Consider the following 18,059-nt stretch of genomic DNA (forward strand, 5'->3'; position numbering starts at 1 on the left):
CAGCAACTTGGTTCACACTTCACGGGAGCCTACGTTGCCCGGTCCGAACCGGTCCATCTTCCATCTCCTCCATGCGCGTTTAGAGTCTCCAGGGCACTCCCGGCGACCCCGATGCTGATGATCGCGTTCAAGTCACGGTCCAGTCCCAATCCGCATCCCGTCAACCGGAAAAACAGGATGCGCAGACTCTCCATACCAAACGTAAGACATTGAGCTATAATCGTCTTACAACAATCAGCAAAAGATGGAGGTCGAGATGACCATGACTTCGGTGACGGTCCGCGTGGACGACGCCACGAAAAAACAGGCTACGGACATCGTGGAGGATCTTGGACTTGACCTGTCCAGCGTGACCCGCGCGTTCTACCGGCAGATCGTCAGGGAGAACCGTATCCCGCTCAGACTGTCGAGGCAACCCATTCCGGCTGAGACCCTTGATGCGCTCGACGAGGTGCGCGAAAAGGCGGAGACGTGGAGATAATCTACAATCTGGTGGATGGCAAGACACTGGGCTACCACGTAACTGCACATGCTGTCAGATAACAAGAAAGCCGCGGCGGGTGATACCCGTCCACGGCTGTTCATCAATCCGGTGCCCCCGGTGGGACTCGAACCCACACTGTACAGATTTTGAGGCTGTCTCCTCTACCAATTGGGATACAGGGGCTTTCGCACAACTTGATTATGCTAACACAGAAAAGATGATTTTGCAAAGTCCTTGAGCGGTCGGCGTTTCGCACCATGTGCAACACCTTGATCACAACCTGTCGCAGTCTGCAAATCGGCAACATATCAACATCATCCAAAAACAACGGGAGGGCTTCCATCCAAACGGACGGAAGCCCTCCTATTCGCTAATCAGTCAGTCACTGACCGAAACGCATCTCAGTCGCAAGCACCAACGGTGTGGACGTAGATGGAATCGGTGCGACCCGGCTGGTGCTCGCCCTGGGCGGAGCTCAGCACAACGATCTTGTCACCATCGGTGACCTTGCCGGCATCCTTCAGAATCTTATCGGTGAAGATCATCAGGTCCTTACGGGACTTGTCGTGGTAATCCTCATCGAGCAGGAAGGACTCGGTGCCCCAAGACAAAGCCAGCCAGTGATAGGTGTGCTCGTTGTTGGTGATGCCATAGATCGGGGTGGCCGGGCGTTCGCGGGACACGCGGTGCACGGTGGAACCGGTCTGGGTGTAGGCAACGATGGCCTTGGCGTTCAGCTTGTCAGCCAGATCCACAGCTGCGGAAGACACGGCGCCGGTGGAAGACATATCCAGGTTCTTCAGTTCCGGGATACGGTCGAAACCGTGCTCGGTGGCGAAGGAGGAGATGCGGCTCATGGTGCTCACGGTGACTGCCGGGTACTTGCCGACGGCGGTCTCGTTGGAGGTCATGGTGGCGTCGGCGCCGTCGAGGACGGCGTTGGCGCAGTCAGATGCCTCTGCACGGGTCGGGACCGGGGAATTGACCATGGAGCCAAGGACTTCGGTAGCCACGATGACCGGCTTGGCGTACTGACGAGCCAGCTCGATGCAACGCTTGGTAGCCAGCGGAACCTCTTCCAGCGGGCACTCGACAGCCATATCGCCACGGGCGACCATGATGCCGTCGAAGGCCTTGACGATCTCTTCAAGGTTCTCAAGAGCCTGCGGCTTCTCGATCTTTGCGACGACCGGGATGCGACGGCCTTCCTCGTCCATAATCTCGTGGGCGCGGTCGATGTCGGTGGCGAAACGCACGAAGGACATGGCGATGATGTCGGCGCCAGTGCGGATAGCCCAACGCAAATCGGCTTCGTCCTTCTCGGTCAGAGCCGGCAGAGACACGGCAACGCCCGGCAGGTTGATGCCCTTGTGGCTGGAGACCGGGCCAGCCACGACAACCTTGGTGTACACGTTGTTGCCTTCGACCTTGGTGACCTCAAGACGAACCTTACCGTCATCGATGAGGATCGGATCGCCAGCATGGCAATCACCCGGCAGGCCCTTGAAGGTGGTAGAGGTGATGTGCTCGTCGCCCTCGATGTCGTCGGTGGTGATAACGAACTCCTGGCCTTCGGTCAGCTGGACCTTGTCTTCACCGTCGGCGTTCTTCTTGAACCAACCGCAACGGATCTTCGGACCCTGCAGATCAACCAAGGCTGCGACGTTGCGGCCGGTGGCCTTGGCAGCGGCGCGGAGGTTGTTGTAGACCTTGAGGTGATCTTCCGGAGTGCCGTGGGAGCGGTTCAGACGAGCGACGTCCATACCTGCTTCGACAAGGCTGGTGATGCCTTCCAGGGACTCGGTAGCTGGACCGATGGTATCTACGATCTTGGCTTTACGCATGAATGCCTGCCTATTCTTGTTGATATTGATTTGGGATCTGACGACCCTGTTTCCAACCGACCAGTCTACTAGCAAAAAGCGCTCACTTCCACCCTGAAACGAGGCGTGTTGTGAGCGCTCACATTTTTTTGCTAAAAAGAAACCGCATATTTCCATGCGGTTTCTCAAATCGTCACTTTTCCTTTGCTCCGATGGTACGCATCTTCAGCACGCTGGCCAATGCGGCACCACCAATCGCCACAACGATCACCGCTAAAGATAGCCATGTAGGCACTTCAGGCACCCAAGCGATCGGTTGACCGCCATTGATGAACGGCAACGAATTGCCGTGCAATGCCTCCATAATGAGCTTGACGCCGATAAAGCCGAGCACCACGGACAAACCCAACGGCAGGTAGACAAGTTTGTCGAGCAGCTCGCCAAGCAGGAAGTACAGCTGTTGCAAACCGAGCAACGCGAACACATTGGATGTGAACACAATGAATGGATCCTTCGTCAAACCGAAAATCGCAGGAATGGAATCAAAGGCAAACATCACATCGGTGGTGCCGATGGTCAGAAAGACGATCAGCATCGGAGTCCAATACTTGGCACCATTTTTGACGGTACGCAACTTTTCTCCGTCATACTCATCGGTGATCTTGATGACCTTGCGCAATGCGCGAATCAAGCCATTCTCATGATATTCCTCATCTTCATCTCCCCCAGTGACCAACTTGATGGCGGTGACGATAAGAAATGCGCCGAACAGGAAGAACACCCAGGTGAAGCGGGAGATAATGGCCGCGCCGATGAGGATGAACACGCCGCGCAACACCAATGCGATGGTGATACCGATGGACAGCACGAATTTCTGCAGCTGTTTTGGCACCGCAAAATTCGACATGATGATGACGAAGACGAATAGATTGTCGATACTCAGCGAATATTCCGTAAGCCAGCCCGAATAAAATTCGATGGCCGGTTTCGATCCCGCGAAGAACCACATAAGTCCGCCGAAGATCAACGCCATGACCACAAAGAACGCGATATGCTGCACGCATTCTTTGGTGGAGGGCACATGGGGCTTACGTCCGATGATGAACAAGTCGACCACGAAGAAGACGGCAAGCACCGCGAACGTGGCGATTTCAAAAACAAGTGGTGTTTCAGCCATAATCCACTATGGTACGGATGCCGTATGACCAGTCGAGAGCTATTTGCTCGCCTCCGTCATCTGCCGAAGTTCCTTTTTCAGGTCACGGATCTCGTCACGCAGACGAGCTGCAAGCTCGAATTGCAGTTGTTCGGCGGCGGTATGCATCTGCTCGGACAGTTGTCGAATGAGATCAGCTAGATCCTGCGCGGGCAGTCCGGCCTTGAGAATCTCCTCATGCCGTCTGTCGGATTCCTCCTTGCTGGTGGCAGGCACGCCAAGATGAGAATTGCCGGCTTTGTCCGCGTTGCGGTATCCGGTACCGAGCAATGTCTGGGTGTCGACGTCCTCTTTGGCAAGCATGTCGTTGACATCGGAGATCTTCTTGATGAGCGGCTTCGGATCGATGCCATGTTCCTTGTTGTAGGCGATCTGGATATCACGGCGGCGATTGGTCTCGTCGATGGCCTTGTGCATGGCTTCGGTGATGTCGTCCGCATACATGATGACGGTGCCGGACACGTTTCGTGCGGCACGTCCGATGGTCTGGATGAGCGAACGATAGGAACGCAGGAAACCTTCCTTGTCCGCGTCAAGAATGGCGACCAATGACACTTCCGGCAAATCGAGACCTTCACGCAGCAGGTTGATGCCGACGATGACGTCGATTTTGCCTTCGCGCAGTTCCCGCAGCAATTCGACACGTCGCAGGGTGTCCACATCGGAATGCAGGTATTCGACTTTAATGCCACGCTCCAGAAGATAATCGGTAAGATCTTCGGCCATCTTCTTGGTCAACGTAGTCACCAACGCACGTTCATTACGAGCCACACGATCCTTGATTTCAGCAAGCAAATCATCGATCTGCCCGTCAACCGGACGCACATCGATCTGCGGATCAACCAATCCCGTCGGTCGGATGATCTGTTCGACCACACCATCACTCAGACCAAGTTCATAATCGCCCGGTGTGGCGGAAAGATAAACCGTCTGGCCGACGCGTTCAAGGAATTCCGGCCATTTGAGTGGACGATTATCCATTGCCGAAGGCAAACGGAACCCGTGTTCCACCAGCGTGCGCTTACGGCTGGCGTCACCCTCATACATGGCGCCAATCTGAGGCACGGTAACATGCGATTCATCGATGACCAGCAGAAAATCGTCGGGGAAAAAGTCAAGCAGCGTGTGCGGAGGACTTCCCGGCTCTCGACCGTCGAAATGCCTCGAATAATTCTCCACTCCAGAGCAGACGCCAACTTGAGAGAGCATCTCCAAATCGTATGTGGTACGCATGGAAAGACGCTGCGCCTCAAGTTCCTTGCCTTGTTTGCGCAGTTCGGCGGTACGTTGGTCAAGTTCCTGCTGAATGGTAGACAATGCTCGCTCCATACGTTGCGGCCCTGCCACATAGTGCGATGCAGGAAAAATATGGACTTGCGATTGATGCCCAATCACATCTCCGGTAAGTGGATGCAGGGTTGAAATACGGTCGATTTCATCACCGAAGAACTCGATGCGGATGGCCAGTTCCTCATATACGGGAATGATTTCGACAGTATCGCCACGCACACGGAAAGTACCTCTGGTGAAGGCGATATCGTTGCGCTTGTACTGCATTGCAACGAAAGTACGCAGCAGCTCGTCTCGGTCAAGCTCCTGCCCTTCTTCCAAGAAAAGCATGCGACCGGCATATTCTTCCGGCGTACCGAGTCCGTAAATGCAGGAAACCGTTGCCACGACCACGCAATCACGACGCGTCAACAGGTTCGCCGTGGCCGCATGGCGAAGTCGTTCCACATCGTCATTGATGTTGGAATCCTTTTCGATATACGTATCGGTTTGCGGAATATAGGCTTCCGGCTGGTAGTAGTCGTAATACGAAACGAAATAGCTCACCGCATTGTCTGGCATGAGCTCACGGAACTCGGCGCACAGCTGCGCTGCCAACGTTTTATTCGGTTCGATAATCAACGTCGGGCGTTGCAGACGTTCAATAAGCCATGCTGTGGTGGCGGTTTTGCCAGTTCCAGTGGCACCCATGAGCACCACATCGCTTTCACCGTTTTCAATGCGTTCCGCAAGCTCTTCAATCGCCTTAGGCTGGTCGCCGCTCGGCTTATACGGCGATTTGACCACAAACGGCTTGTTCGTGCGTTCAATATTGAATCCCATGCCTACCTCGCTTCCGTGCGCCATTGTTTCATCAGCATATCAATATGCTCGAACATTTGTTCCAATGGCTGTGTGGAATCGATGATCTCATCGGCAATGGCAAGACGCTGTTCCGCGCTGGATTGATGGTTCACACGATTCCATGCCTGGCTTTCGCTCATGCCTCGCGTTGCCATCATTCTGCTTACCCTTACCTGTTCGGGCGCTTCAACAGTTACGATATGGTCGAATTCAAAAGGGATGCTGTCGATTACTTCGGCGAGTAACGGTATGTCATGCACCACTACGGCTTGACAATCAGCTTCAACAGCCTCATGTTCGAGCTGTACTGCAAGCTCATAAATCAGTGGATGCTCGATTCCGTCCAGCATCTTGCGCTTCCGTTCCGCATCGGAGCCGGAAAACACATGCTCCGACATCCACGCTCGATTGAGCTCACCTCGATCGGTCAAAGCATCGGAGCCGAAACATTTCGCTATGCGCTGAAGGCCAACGCTGCCGGGTTCCACCACTCGACGCGCAAGCAGATCATAATCGACAAGTACCGCACCAAGCTCACGCAGTCTTGCGGACACCGTGCTTTTGCCAGCCGCTATGCCGCCGGTCAATCCTATTCGAATCACCACAACCGCCATTCTAATGCGCTTCACATGCACGCTTGACATGCACATACGAAAAGACCCCGAACCTGAATCAGGAACGGGGTCTTTTCTAGGATCTAGCCTGAGCTGGATTGGATTCTAGCTCAGCATACAATCACTTGCCGAGCAGCTGGTCGCGCAGAGCGGCGAGCTGGTCGGAGTCGGCGAGGGTGCCGGCGGAAGTGTTCTCGGAGGAGTAGTTGGAAGACACCTCTTCGACCTTCTCTTCCTTCGGAGCCTGGCCATCTTCAGCGGCGGAAGCTTCAGCGTTCTCGAGCTCCTTGGCCACAAATTCCTTGTGCTGCTCCCACAGATCGTGAGCGGCGGCGTACTGGGACTCCCACTCCTCACGCTGCTTCTCGTAACCAGCGATCCACTCGTTGGTTGCCGGGTCGAAGCCTTCCGGATACTTGTAGTTGCCCTGCTCGTCGTACTCTGCCGGCATGCCGTACAGAGCCGGATCGAAGTCCTCGGAAGCCGGATCGACGGAGTCGTTAGCCTGCTTGAGGGACAGGGAGATGCGGCGACGATCGAGATCAACGTCAATCACCTTGACGAACACTTCTTCGCCCGGCTTGACGACGGTCTCCGGGTTCTCCACGTGGCGGTTGGCCAGCTCGGAGATGTGCACGAGGCCTTCGATGCCGTCTTCGACGGAGATGAAGACACCGAACTGAACGATCTTGGTGACCTTGCCCTTGACAATCTGACCAGGAACGTGGGTGCGAGCGAAGCGCTGCCACGGATCTTCCTGGGTGGCCTTGAGGGACAGGGAGATGCGTTCACGATCGAGATCAACGTCGAGCACCTCGACGGTGACCTTGTCGCCGACCTTGACGACCTCGGACGGATGGTCGATGTGCTTCCAAGACAACTCGGAAACGTGGATCAGGCCGTCAACACCGCCCAGATCAACGAATGCACCGAAGTTGACGATGGAGGACACGACACCTTCGCGAATCTGGCCCTTCTTAAGCTGGGACAGGAAGGTCTCACGCACTTCGGACTGGGTCTCCTCGAGGTACTGGCGACGGGAGAGCACCACATTGTTGCGGTTCTTGTCGAGCTCGAGGATCTTGGCCTTGATGGTCTGGCCAATGTACGGGGACAGGTCGCGGACGCGACGCATTTCGACCAGGGATGCCGGCAGGAAGCCACGCAGACCGATGTCGACGATGAGACCACCCTTGACAGCTTCGATAACGGTGCCTTCGACAACGCCATCGGCTTCTTTGATCTTCTCGATGTCGCCCCAAGCGCGCTCGTACTGTGCACGCTTCTTGGACAGAATCAGACGGCCTTCCTTGTCTTCCTTGGTGACGACAAGAGCCTCAATGGTGTCGCCGACCTCGACGACTTCGTCCGGATCAACGTCCTTCTTGATGGAAAGCTCACGGGAGGGAATGACGCCCTCAGTCTTGTAGCCGATGTCGAGCAGGACCTCGTCGTGATCGACCTTGACGACGGTACCTTCGACCAAATCACCATCACCGAAGTTCTTGATGGTGGAATCGACTGCCTTGATGAAGTCCTCTTCGGTGCCGATGTCGTTGATGGCGACCTTGGCGACTTCGTTATTGTTCTCTGCCATTAATTTGGTTTCTTACAAATAGTGGGTGGATAAAATCGGTCTTCAGTTATATGCATGCGATATAACACATGCAAGGCGCAAGTTTACATGGGACCATGCACAAAAAAGACGTGCTACAACACGCGACACGCCCGAAATCAGCTTGCATCGTGCATAAAGCGCAATTACAGCTGACGCTCGGCCATCTCTACCACATTCTCCAACAACATGGCACGGGTCATAGGTCCGACACCACCCGGGTTCGGCGTATATGCCGAAACCTTCTCGTAGCAGGCTTTGTCAACATCGCCCTTCACGCGATAGCGGCCGGCTTCCTCGTCAAACACACGGGAAACGCCGACATCGACCAGCACCGCACCTTCCTTGATGTCTTCCGGCTTAACAAAGCCTGCGGAACCCATGGCCGCAATAATGACGTCGGCCTCGAGCATATGCTTGCGCACATCCTTGGTGCCTGTGTGGCACAGCGTAACCGTGGAGTTCACCGCCTTGCGTGTCAGCATCAGACCAACCGTACGCCCGATGGTGATGCCCCGACCGAGCACGCAGACCTCTTTGCCGTCCAAATCGATGTCATAGGCATTCAGCAGTTCGATCACGCCTCGCGGAGTACACGGCAGCGGCGTGGTAATGTCTCCTCGCGCGTGCAGCACAAGTTCGCCAAGATTGTACGGATGCATGCCATCCGCATCCTTCTTGGGGTCGATCAGATCAATGATGGCGTTTTCGTCAATACCTTTCGGCAAAGGCAGCTGCACGATATAGCCCGTGCAGGCAGGATCAGCGTTAAGTTCCTGCACGGCTTCAGCGATCTGTTCGAACGTTGCGTCGGCGGGCAACTCCTTCTTAATGGAGTTCACACCGATTTCAGCGCAATCGGCATGTTTTCCAGCAACATATTTGACGGAGCCGGGATCGGAACCAACCAGAATGGTGCCAAGACCGGGGTCAACCCCCCGCTCTTTCAACGACGCGACGCGTTCGGCGAGATTCGCTTTAATCCGCGCGGACACCATCTTTCCATCGATTTTCACTGCCATGCTGGCCACTCCCCTTTTTATTGGATTGCTGTTGTATTGGCATTTGCATGTATCGTAGGCTATCTTGGTTTCAGTCGTAAGTCGCACACGTATTTATGAGATGAACACGATTAAGGCGGTTCAGGAAGAGGGCAACCGATATGCGCTTGCACAGACGTTCTTTGTTACGCGCTTTTGCCGCGGGACTCGCGCTTTGCATGACGTTCGGCACGACAGCATGCTTTGGAAGATCCTCTTCGCAGAAGGATGATGCTTCCGTCGATTCCGATGCGCAGACCGAACAGATCACGCCGATCGAGGTGGTTGCCTCGGTCAACCAGTGGGGATCTCTCGCCGAGCAGATAGGCGGCGTTCACGTGAAAGTCACGTCGATCCTGTCTTCGACCGATGTTGACGCGCATGATTTCGAGCCGAAGACCGACGACATCGGCAAGCTTCAACAGGCGCAGGTCGCGGTGGCCAATGGCGCGGGCTACGACGCTTGGGCCACCAAGAATCTCAGCAAAGACACCGTTTCCGTTTCCGCGGCACAGATGGTCGGCGCCATCGAGGGCGACAATCCGCATCTGTGGTTCTCCAGCGACGCCCGCAACGCCATGGCCAAGGAATTGGCCGACACGTACAGCCGTATCATGCCCACGCAAAAGAAGTATTTCAATAACAAGCTCGCCGCGTGGAACAGACGAGAAAAGAAAATAGAGAAGGACATGAAGGCGTTCAGCGACACGCATAAGGACGCCTCCTATGCCGCCACCGAACCCGTCGCCTACTATCTACTCAGCGACATGGGGTTCACCGACAACACGCCGGAAGGATACCTGCAATCGGCAAGCACAGGCTCTGAACCAGCCCCTGACGATCTTCGGGAATTCCAGGAATTGCTGGAAAAACATAAGGTCGACGTACTTATCAACAACACGCAATCCACAAGCGACGCCACGAACACGCTGACCGGCACCGCTTATAAATCGGATGTTCCCGTACTTGACATCAGCGAACAAATGCCTTCCGACTGCAAAAGCCTGACATCATGGATCAGCTCACTCATCCTCTCACTGAACGACATGTTCGACGAGCAATCCGACTCCGACACCAGTTCCAACGACGATTCGGAAAACACGGATTCGAAGGATCCTGCGGATTCCTCCGCTGCCGACGATCCACAAATGGCGAATGAATCGGATGGTGAATCAAGCGACGCCCCGCAGCCGAATCCAAGCAAATAACCTTTTAATATCGTCTTCCTTTCAATATCGTCTTCAAAGACCGTTTCACCGTTCGATCGAACGTGAGACGGTCTTTTTTCTTGCTTACGAAGGCTTCTGGCGCCGTCTTGGGATTCCTTCAACGAGTCACTTTGAATGCCGGCCCACGTCTCCCTTATTGAGAATGATTGTCAACACCATTTGCGAGTATGTACGTGCGTTCAAACCAAGGAGAAGCCATGCACGACGAGACACCTGCCTGCATCGAATTCGACGACGCCTGCGTCAAACGAGGCGGTCGCATCATCTGGCAACATGGCACGTTCAGCATTCCGCAAGGCTCGGTAACCGCAATCGTCGGCACCAACGGGGCCGGCAAGACCACGATGATGAAGGCCGAACTGGGGCTGATTCCGACCGCGCACGGCAGCATCAGGGTGCTCGGTCAGCCTGCAGGTTCCGCAAACCGCCGCATCGGCTATGTGCCGCAGAGCTACGCTTCCGACATCGAATCGAATATCACCGCGGAACAGTCGGTGCTCCTTGGCCTGACGGGAACCAAATTCGGCATCCATCCCGTCACCAAAGCACTCCGAGACAAGGCCCGCAAGGCCATGGACTTCGTCGGCCTGCAAGACAAAGCAAACTACCGCCTGTCCGAGCTTTCGGGCGGACTGCGCCAAAGGGTCGCCATCGCGCAGGCGCTCGTGGACGATCCAAAACTGCTGATGCTCGACGAGCCCCTCGCCAATCTCGATCTGGCAAGCCAACGCGCCACCGTGCACGTGCTCGCCAAACTCAACCGCGAGCTCGGCATGACCATTCAGGTGGTGGCGCACGATCTCAACATGTTGCTGCCGATCCTTACCGGAGCCGTCTATCTGCTTGACGGGCATCCGCACTATGCAGGCATGAACGAGGTGCTGGATTCCCATCTGCTCACGCATTTGTACGGCACGACCGTACAGGTGGTCACCACTCCGCAAGGAGATATGTTCGTGACACCAAGCGAGGATGAGCCTGAAAACACGAACATCGATATGCATGCTCCAGAAGAAATCGCGCAATTCCACCATCACGGCCACACCACGCAGGAGGACTGAACATGGACGGCACCGTATTCGCTTTCGACCCGGATTGGGTTTCCACGCTCAGCGCCCCATTCATGACGAACGCGTTTATCGCCGGCCTGTGCATCGCATTGGCGGCCGGCGTGATGGGTTATTTCACCATTGCCAGACATTCCACATTCGCAGCCCACGCCTTGGCGCATATCGGACTGCCAGGTGCCACCGGAGCCGTATTGCTCGGTCTGCCTGTCTCCGCAGGTCTTGGTGCGTTCGCCCTCGGCGGAGCGCTGGTGATCGGCGCGCTCGGCAAGAAAGCATCGCAGCGTGAGATCGCCACTGGAACCGTGCTCGCCTTCGCCACCGGCCTTGGCTTGTTTTTCGCACGCATGTCAAGTTCGGCCTCACAACAGATGCAATCGATTTTGTTCGGATCGATTCTGACGATTACCGACGGTCAGATCATTGGCTTTGCGATTTTCGATGTGCTGCTGTTGGCGGTTCTGGCCGTTATCTATCGTCCACTGTTATTCAGTTCGCTTGATGAGCAAGTGGCGCAGGCGAAAGGCGTGCCCGTAGGTTTTATGAATATCTGTTTTATGGCGATTATGGCCGGCGTCATCACGATTGCAGTTCCAGCAGTTGGCACATTGCTGATTTTCGCGTTGGTGATCACTCCCGCCGCCACCGCCAACATCATTGCCCGCTCGCCATTCAAGGCGATGGTCGTTGCCACGGTAATCTGCCTGATTTCGATTTGGGGAGGACTGGTGCTTTCCGCCATGTTCCCGGCTCCCCCAAGCTTCATTATCGTAACGATTTCAACGCTGTTCTGGGCGATTGCGAAAGCGGTTGAATCCTTCAGAAGGAAATAACGAAACAGCCGTAAGGAAAAAGCATCAGGCTTCCTGCCTTACCGGCTCGACCGGTTCCACCAAAGCATTGGCGATCGCGGCGATGCCTTCGCCGGAACCAGTGAATCCCATACCATCCGCAGTGGTGGCGGTTAACGACACGTCGCAGCCCACAGCCTCGGACAACGCCCTCTCGGCCTCTTCCCTACGTTTGCCGATTTTCGGCCGATTGGCGATCACGACCACACTGGCGCTCGACGGCCTCATGCCATGTTCGTTCAGATAGTCGACCGTGGTTCGCAGCATCTCGGCACCATGTTTGCCTGCGCCGTCGGACTGCGAGCCGACACCGAACAAAGTGCCGATATCGCCAAGGCGTGCTGCGGAAAGCAATGCGTCAATCAACGCATGTGCCGCAACGTCGCCATCCGAATCACCCTCGATGCCATCGCCATCCCAACGCAAACAGGCAAGCCACAACGGCTTGCCTGCATCACGGGATGCGAATCGATGCGCGTCAAAACCCTGACCGATACGCATGAAAACGCCTTACTTCTTCTTGGACTTCTTGCCTTCGGCTTCAACTCGAGCCAACGTATCCATAGCAGCTTCCTCAGGAGCCTCGGTATGATGCTTCTCATCGCCAGGCTGAGCGGGCTCATATCCGAGGTTCACATCCAGCAGACGCTGGGCTTCGACTTCATCAAGCTTTTCAGACAGGGAAATCTCCGAGGTCAGAATGTTGCGGGCCTTGGTAAGCATGCGCTTCTCACCTGCGGACAGACCATGCTCGTCGACATCACGTTGGGCAAGATCGCGCACCACTTCGGCGATCTTATTGACGTCGCCAGTGGCGATCTTCTCGACGTTCAGCTTGTAGCGACGAGACCAGTTCATCTCCTTCTCAATGATCGGAGTACGCAGAATCTCGAATACCTTGGCCACTTCGTTGGCGTCAACGATGTCTCGCACGCCAACTTTCCTAGCATTGTCGACCGGAACGTTGATGACCAGACCGTCAGACGAAAGCACCGACAGCTGCAGATATTCGCGGGTGACTCCCTTGACTGTCCGTTCGGTGATGGCCTCCACCTTCGCAGCGCCGTGACGCGGATAGACGACCATGTCGCCGACCTTGTAACCCATGAATCCTCCGTGAAAAGCTTACACAAAACCCAAATTATTGTGCCATCAGGGGTGGACTTGACCAAAAACGCTTGAAAAAACAAAAAATAAGCGCGACACGGGCCACTTTTCTTGCATTTCATGCTTACACTTTTGCCATGGCTACAGAATCCAAGATCAATGAAGATGTCGTTGCTGTTCCTGTTTCCCAGGGCACACTGGATGCAGTAAGCAACGGTACGTTCTACAATCCCCACGAGGTGCTCGGTGGGCACCTCGGCTCCGGCAAGCACACGGATGTCGTCACGATCCGCGCCTTGCGTCCGTTGGCAAAATCCGTGACGATCCTCACTGAACAAGGTCAAACACTCGCAATCCATGAATACAACGGCGTCTTCATGGCACTCGTTCCCGCTGTCGCCACCGATGATGGCTACGGCGTACCGGATTACCGCATCCGCACTGAATATGAAGACGGTTCCGTTGTTGTTTCCGACGATCCCTATCGTTATCTGCCGACCATCGGCGAGATGGACATGTATCTGTTTGGCGAAGGACGCCACGAGCGCCTGTGGGATGCGCTTGGCGCGCACGTGCTCCGCTACGACGACCCGATGGGTTCCTCCGAGGGCGTAAAGAACGAGCAGGTGGTCGGCACCGCGTTCACCGTGTGGGCACCGAACGCCCACGCAGTGCGTGTGGTCGGCGACTTCAACGGCTGGAATGGCCGTGCCCACGCCATGCGTGAACTCGGATCCTCTGGTATCTGGGAACTGTTCATCCCGGGCATCAGCGCTGGCGAGATCTATAAGTATGAGATCCTCAACGCCAACAATGAGTGGACCATGAAGGCCGATCCGATGGAACGCTCCCATGAGATTCCGCCACGTACCGGATCCATCGTGGTCGAGTCCACCCATGAGTGGAATGACGCCGATTGGCTGGCCGAGCGCGCGGCCAAAGACCCGCATAACGGCCCCGTCAGCATCTACGAGGTAAATGCCTCCAGCTGGCGCAAGGACGTGAACGACTACCGCGAGCTCGCCGACAAGCTGGTCCCCTACGTGCAGAAGGAAGGCTTCACGCACGTGGAGTTCATGCCGTTGGCGGAGCATCCGTTCTCTGGCTCCTGGGGCTATCAGGTGACCGGCTACTACGCGATTGATTCACGTTTGGGAGGTCCGGACGACTTCAAGTATCTCGTTGAGAAACTGCACGAAGCCGGCATCGGTGTGATTATGGACTGGGTTCCGGCCCACTTCCCGAAGGATGCGTTCGCACTGGGTCGCTTCGATGGCACGCCGCTGTACGAGGATCCGGATCCGACGCGTGGCGAGCACCCGGATTGGGGTACGTACGTGTTCAATTTCGGGCGCCGCGAGGTGCGCAACTTCCTAGTGGCCAACGCCTGCTTCTGGCTGGATGAATTCCATATCGACGCTCTCCGCGTGGACGCGGTCTCCTCCATGCTGTACTTGGATTACAGCCGCGAGGCCGGCCAGTGGCATCCGAACATCTACGGAGGCCGCGAGAATCTCGAGGCCATCGACTTCCTCAAAGAAGCCAACGCCACGGCATACAAGAACAATCCGGGCATCATGATGATCGCCGAGGAATCCACGGCATACCCGGGCATCACCGCACCGACCGACGCAGGCGGCTTGGGATTCGGCCTCAAGTGGAACATGGGCTGGATGCACGACACCCTGCAGTACCTGCATGAGGAGCCGATCAACCGCAAATGGCACCACAACGAGATCACCTTCTCCATGGTGTATGCCTATTCGGAACACTATGTGTTGCCGATCAGCCATGATGAGGTTGTGTACGGCAAGGGTTCCGTGTTTGGCAAGATGCCAGGCAACGATTGGCAGAAGTATGCCGGCGTCCGTGCGCTGTTCGCCTACCAGTGGGCTCATCCGGGCAAGAACCTCACCTTCATGGGCAATGAAATCGCCCAGTATGGCGAGTGGGACCACGACGGCTCCATCGACTGGGATGCCCTTGAATGGCCCGATCATCAAGGCGTGCAGAAGCTTGTCGCCGACTTGAACGAGCTGTACAAGACATCGCCGGCATTGTGGAGCCAGGATTTCGATCCTGCAGGCTTCCAGTGGCTCACCAGCGATGACGCCGACCACAACACGCTCAGCTTCGTGCGTATCGGCAAGGATGGCGAGCAGATGGTCGCAGTCGTGAACTTCTCCGGCGAAGCCTGGTCCGACTATCAGGTGCCGCTCACCAAGGGCGGAAAGTGGACGGAAGTGCTGACCACAGACGACGAGATCTACGGCGGCTCCGGCATTCATAATGGCACGGTCGAAGCAGTCGAAGGCGAGTATCATTCACGAGATTGGTCCGCAAAGATCACCGTTCCGGCACTGGGCGCAGTATTCTTGAAGCCGGAACTCTGAGAAAGGCGGAAAGCTATGCTCAACTCATCAGCACAACCCACAGCGACTCCACGCACCGTTCTGGTGGTCGAAGACGAGCCGACACTGGCCACTGCCATTGCGCAACGCATCACAGCGGAAGGCTGGACGGCACGTGTGGCATCTGACGGTGCCAGCGCGGTTCAGGCCGCCACGACCCTGCGTCCTGATCTGGTCATCATGGACATCATGCTGCCTGTGATGGACGGGCTTGAGGCCACGAAACGCATTGTGGCGGAACGTCCTGTGCCAGTGCTGATCCTGACGGCACGAGACGACGAGGCCGATAAGGTCATCGGCCTCGGTGCCGGAGCCGATGATTACATGACCAAGCCGTTCTCCATGCGCGAGCTCATCGCCCGCTGCAAGGCGCTGCTGCGCCGTGTGGATCGCGCCAAGGTCATCGCCAAGAATTCCGAAAACGAGAAGCTCCTCGATTTCGGTTCCTTGGTCATCGATCCGGCGCAACGCATCGTCACCGTCGACGGCAAGCAGGTGCATCTGACTCCTACGGAATTCGATCTGCTGGCCACGCTGGCTCGCAAGCCAAAGTCCGTGCTCACCCGCGAGAAACTACTCGAAGAGGTGTGGGATTGGGTGGATGCCTCCGGCACCCGCACGGTCGACTCGCATGTCAAGGCGCTCCGCCACAAGCTCGGCTCGAAGACCATTCGCACCGTGCATGGCGTCGGTTACGCATTCGAACCGCCGGAACCCCAGGACTAATGCTTGAGGAACTATTGCGCTAAGATTCGGTAGTATGCGTGCTACCGATACGAAATCAGGGCGTTCGGTCAATCCATTGGAAACCGAACGTCCTATTGGTTTGTTTTCGTCGCTCAAAGTCGAATTGAGCGTTCTTATCACCATCTCCACCGCCATCGCATTCATCATGGCGTGGTTTCTGCTCAAAGTCGGCCTGAGCGTATGGATTGCCATGCCAATTACCCTTGCCGTGGCTTTGGGCATCACCTACTTCTTCTCCAGAGGTCTCACCTCTCCCCTGCGCCAAATGCGCGACGCGGCCGAAGCGATGGCCGACGGCGACTACACCGTGCGCGTGCATGTCGATTCCAATAGTCGCGACGAAGTCGGGCAGCTTGCCCTCACCTTCAACGAAATGGCGGAAGAACTCCAGCATGCCGATCAGATGCGCCGAGATATGGTGGCCAATGTAAGCCACGAATTACGCACGCCGGTATCGGCACTGCAGGCCATGGTCGAGAACATGGCGGATGGCGTGGTCGAGCCCACTCCCTCGAATCTGGAAAGCATCCTCAACCAAACGCATCGTTTATCCGACCTGATCGCGTTTCTGCTTGATCTTTCGCGCATGGAAGCCGGTGCGGCAAGCCTGCGGATCGAAATGTTCAATTTCGCGGATTTTCTCGATGAAACCGTGGAACCTTTGGAAATCGCCGACGCAGGGCATGCGCACGACATTGAAATGCATGTGCCCGACGATATCGAAATGGAAGGCGACAAAGACCGCTTGCGCCAACTGTTCACCAATATCATCGCAAATGCGCTCAAACATTCCGCAGACAACACCAAAGTGCTTATCGAAGCGCATGAAAACAAGGATTTCGGCACCATCGTCACGAATGTCGTCAATTTCGGCTCCCAGATTCCGCAAGAGGACCGTTCCGATATCTTCCGTCGTTTCGTCAAGGGAAAAACAGGACCGGGCACCGAATCGGGAGGAACCGGCCTTGGACTGTCAATCGCACGTTGGGCCGCCCAATTGCATGGCGGCTCGGTGATGGTCGTCGACGATCCGCGCGGCGCCGATTTCGAAATCATCCTGCCGAAATATCATACTTCGGATGACGAATAAATATTTTCCGCGATCAATACTGTGCTTGCATTGACTCGTCCACTCGCTTTCCCGCCGGAGTGTGCGCCAGTGCGAGCACGGTAATAACCGTGGCACCGTTCTTCCGCATCGTCTCGACACAACTGCGCATGGTCGCGCCGGTCGTAACGATATCATCCACCAAAATCACCATCGTATTCTGCAATGAAACCGAAGAACGCACCGAAACATGCCCTTTCAAGCGCTGCGAACGCTGCGCCGCACCCTTGGTCTGCACTGATTTTCCTTTGATGCCCTTGTTTTCCAAGGCGTCGCATACCATCACCTTGCAACCTGTTTTCCGTCGAAGAAAACTTGCCAGCCGTTTGACGATCGGCATCATGTGCCTTCGTCCTCGACGCCGCATCGAAGCGCGCGACGACGGTGCCGGAACCACGAAAACGGCACGGTAGGAGTTTTGCCTGCCACGAATGAAATCAATGACGCCAGATATTTCAGCAAGTCTGCATATGGCTTCAGAAAACGGCCGGTCGCATTCCTCATCCCCATGGTCCTTCCATGCGAGAACCGCTTTTCTGACGGTGCCGCGGTACCATCCGCATGCAAACCAGCTTCCCATCGCAACGCCATCGAAGATCTGAGCGGAAGAATGA

General features: G+C 55.9%; 16 protein-coding genes and 1 tRNA gene. 7 read left to right on the forward strand and 10 right to left on the reverse strand.

Annotated elements, in window-relative coordinates:
* Positions 1-256 precede the first annotated feature (256 nt).
* Positions 257-481, forward strand: a complete 225-nt coding sequence (locus CE153_RS04840; RefSeq protein WP_099595361.1) for a type II toxin-antitoxin system RelB/DinJ family antitoxin — start codon at positions 257-259, stop codon at positions 479-481.
* A 112-nt stretch (positions 482-593) separates the two neighbouring features.
* Here CE153_RS04840 and CE153_RS04845 read toward each other — a convergent pair.
* The 7 genes from CE153_RS04845 to CE153_RS04875 all read right to left on the reverse strand — a co-directional run bounded on the left by CE153_RS04845 (position 594) and on the right by CE153_RS04875 (position 8,907).
* Positions 594-667, reverse strand: a tRNA-Leu gene (locus CE153_RS04845).
* Between the two features lie 218 nt (positions 668-885).
* Complete coding sequence (gene pyk, locus CE153_RS04850; RefSeq protein WP_033501733.1) at positions 886-2,328, reverse strand: pyruvate kinase; 1,443 nt, start codon at positions 2,326-2,328, stop codon at positions 886-888.
* 172 nt (positions 2,329-2,500) lie between these two features.
* A complete protein-coding gene (locus CE153_RS04855) occupies positions 2,501-3,484 on the reverse strand; it encodes a TerC family protein (RefSeq protein ID WP_099595362.1) in 984 nt (327 codons plus the stop codon).
* A 39-nt stretch (positions 3,485-3,523) separates the two neighbouring features.
* Positions 3,524-5,635 carry an excinuclease ABC subunit UvrB gene (gene uvrB, locus CE153_RS04860; protein ID WP_099595528.1) on the reverse strand — a complete coding sequence of 704 codons (2,112 nt, stop codon included), beginning with the start codon at positions 5,633-5,635 and terminating at the stop codon, positions 3,524-3,526.
* A 2-nt stretch (positions 5,636-5,637) separates the two neighbouring features.
* Positions 5,638-6,270 (reverse strand): dephospho-CoA kinase, encoded by a 633-nt coding sequence (gene coaE / locus CE153_RS04865; protein ID WP_236824479.1) that lies wholly within the window; start codon positions 6,268-6,270, stop codon positions 5,638-5,640.
* Positions 6,271-6,391: 121 nt separating this feature from the next.
* Positions 6,392-7,867 (reverse strand): 30S ribosomal protein S1, encoded by a 1,476-nt coding sequence (rpsA, locus tag CE153_RS04870; RefSeq protein ID WP_003835223.1) that lies wholly within the window; start codon positions 7,865-7,867, stop codon positions 6,392-6,394.
* Between the two features lie 164 nt (positions 7,868-8,031).
* On the reverse strand, positions 8,032-8,907 hold the full coding sequence (locus CE153_RS04875; RefSeq protein WP_099570684.1) for a bifunctional methylenetetrahydrofolate dehydrogenase/methenyltetrahydrofolate cyclohydrolase: 876 nt from the start codon (positions 8,905-8,907) through the stop codon (positions 8,032-8,034).
* 140 nt (positions 8,908-9,047) lie between these two features.
* On the opposite strand from CE153_RS04875, the gene CE153_RS04880 reads away from it, so the two are divergent.
* From CE153_RS04880 to CE153_RS04890, 3 genes are all read left to right on the forward strand, one after another.
* Positions 9,048-10,133, forward strand: coding sequence for a metal ABC transporter solute-binding protein, Zn/Mn family (locus CE153_RS04880; protein ID WP_099570685.1), 1,086 nt, complete (start codon positions 9,048-9,050; stop codon positions 10,131-10,133).
* 188 nt (positions 10,134-10,321) lie between these two features.
* On the forward strand, positions 10,322-11,215 hold the full coding sequence (locus CE153_RS04885) for an ABC transporter ATP-binding protein (RefSeq protein WP_099595364.1): 894 nt from the start codon (positions 10,322-10,324) through the stop codon (positions 11,213-11,215).
* Between the two features lie 2 nt (positions 11,216-11,217).
* Complete coding sequence (locus tag CE153_RS04890) at positions 11,218-12,054, forward strand: metal ABC transporter permease (RefSeq protein ID WP_099595365.1); 837 nt, start codon at positions 11,218-11,220, stop codon at positions 12,052-12,054.
* Between the two features lie 24 nt (positions 12,055-12,078).
* On the opposite strand, the gene ispF is transcribed toward CE153_RS04890, so the two are convergent.
* Together ispF and CE153_RS04900 are read right to left on the reverse strand one after the other, a co-directional pair.
* The gene (gene ispF, locus CE153_RS04895) at positions 12,079-12,573 is read right to left on the reverse strand and encodes a 2-C-methyl-D-erythritol 2,4-cyclodiphosphate synthase (RefSeq protein ID WP_099595366.1); all 495 of its coding nucleotides are present in this window, start codon (positions 12,571-12,573) and stop codon (positions 12,079-12,081) included.
* 9 nt (positions 12,574-12,582) lie between these two features.
* On the reverse strand, positions 12,583-13,179 hold the full coding sequence (locus CE153_RS04900) for a CarD family transcriptional regulator (RefSeq protein WP_099595367.1): 597 nt from the start codon (positions 13,177-13,179) through the stop codon (positions 12,583-12,585).
* Between the two features lie 137 nt (positions 13,180-13,316).
* Here CE153_RS04900 and glgB point away from each other — a divergent pair, with 137 nt between their 5' ends.
* From glgB to CE153_RS04915, 3 genes are read left to right on the forward strand one after another with little or no spacing between them, the layout of a single operon-like run.
* On the forward strand, positions 13,317-15,572 hold the full coding sequence (gene glgB, locus CE153_RS04905) for a 1,4-alpha-glucan branching protein GlgB (protein ID WP_099595368.1): 2,256 nt from the start codon (positions 13,317-13,319) through the stop codon (positions 15,570-15,572).
* 15 nt (positions 15,573-15,587) lie between these two features.
* Positions 15,588-16,316: a response regulator transcription factor gene (locus CE153_RS04910; RefSeq protein ID WP_099570691.1), complete on the forward strand. Its 729-nt coding sequence runs from the start codon at positions 15,588-15,590 to the stop codon at positions 16,314-16,316.
* A gap of 34 nt (positions 16,317-16,350) precedes the next feature.
* The gene (locus tag CE153_RS04915; RefSeq protein WP_099570692.1) at positions 16,351-17,427 is read left to right on the forward strand and encodes a sensor histidine kinase; all 1,077 of its coding nucleotides are present in this window, start codon (positions 16,351-16,353) and stop codon (positions 17,425-17,427) included.
* 13 nt (positions 17,428-17,440) lie between these two features.
* Here CE153_RS04915 and CE153_RS09005 read toward each other — a convergent pair whose 3' ends face one another.
* The gene (locus CE153_RS09005; RefSeq protein ID WP_236824470.1) at positions 17,441-17,788 is read right to left on the reverse strand and encodes a ComF family protein; all 348 of its coding nucleotides are present in this window, start codon (positions 17,786-17,788) and stop codon (positions 17,441-17,443) included.
* Positions 17,789-18,059 lie beyond the last annotated feature (271 nt).

The sequence above is a fragment of the Bifidobacterium sp. N4G05 genome (assembly GCF_002742445.1).
Taxonomy (GTDB): Bacteria; Actinomycetota; Actinomycetes; order Actinomycetales; family Bifidobacteriaceae; genus Bifidobacterium; species Bifidobacterium hominis.

Coding starts and splice junctions, on each gene's coding strand:
- CE153_RS04840 (WP_099595361.1), top strand. CDS start 257: ATGACCATGACTTCGGTGACGGTCCGCGTGGACGACGCCACGAAAAAA.
- pyk (WP_033501733.1), bottom strand. CDS start 2,328: ATGCGTAAAGCCAAGATCGTAGATACCATCGGTCCAGCTACCGAGTCC.
- CE153_RS04855 (WP_099595362.1), bottom strand. CDS start 3,484: ATGGCTGAAACACCACTTGTTTTTGAAATCGCCACGTTCGCGGTGCTT.
- uvrB (WP_099595528.1), bottom strand. CDS start 5,635: ATGGGATTCAATATTGAACGCACGAACAAGCCGTTTGTGGTCAAATCG.
- coaE (WP_236824479.1), bottom strand. CDS start 6,270: ATGGCGGTTGTGGTGATTCGAATAGGATTGACCGGCGGCATAGCGGCT.
- rpsA (WP_003835223.1), bottom strand. CDS start 7,867: ATGGCAGAGAACAATAACGAAGTCGCCAAGGTCGCCATCAACGACATC.
- CE153_RS04875 (WP_099570684.1), bottom strand. CDS start 8,907: ATGGCAGTGAAAATCGATGGAAAGATGGTGTCCGCGCGGATTAAAGCG.
- CE153_RS04880 (WP_099570685.1), top strand. CDS start 9,048: ATGCGCTTGCACAGACGTTCTTTGTTACGCGCTTTTGCCGCGGGACTC.
- CE153_RS04885 (WP_099595364.1), top strand. CDS start 10,322: ATGTACGTGCGTTCAAACCAAGGAGAAGCCATGCACGACGAGACACCT.
- CE153_RS04890 (WP_099595365.1), top strand. CDS start 11,218: ATGGACGGCACCGTATTCGCTTTCGACCCGGATTGGGTTTCCACGCTC.
- ispF (WP_099595366.1), bottom strand. CDS start 12,573: ATGCGTATCGGTCAGGGTTTTGACGCGCATCGATTCGCATCCCGTGAT.
- CE153_RS04900 (WP_099595367.1), bottom strand. CDS start 13,179: ATGGGTTACAAGGTCGGCGACATGGTCGTCTATCCGCGTCACGGCGCT.
- glgB (WP_099595368.1), top strand. CDS start 13,317: ATGGCTACAGAATCCAAGATCAATGAAGATGTCGTTGCTGTTCCTGTT.
- CE153_RS04910 (WP_099570691.1), top strand. CDS start 15,588: ATGCTCAACTCATCAGCACAACCCACAGCGACTCCACGCACCGTTCTG.
- CE153_RS04915 (WP_099570692.1), top strand. CDS start 16,351: ATGCGTGCTACCGATACGAAATCAGGGCGTTCGGTCAATCCATTGGAA.
- CE153_RS09005 (WP_236824470.1), bottom strand. CDS start 17,788: ATGATGCCGATCGTCAAACGGCTGGCAAGTTTTCTTCGACGGAAAACA.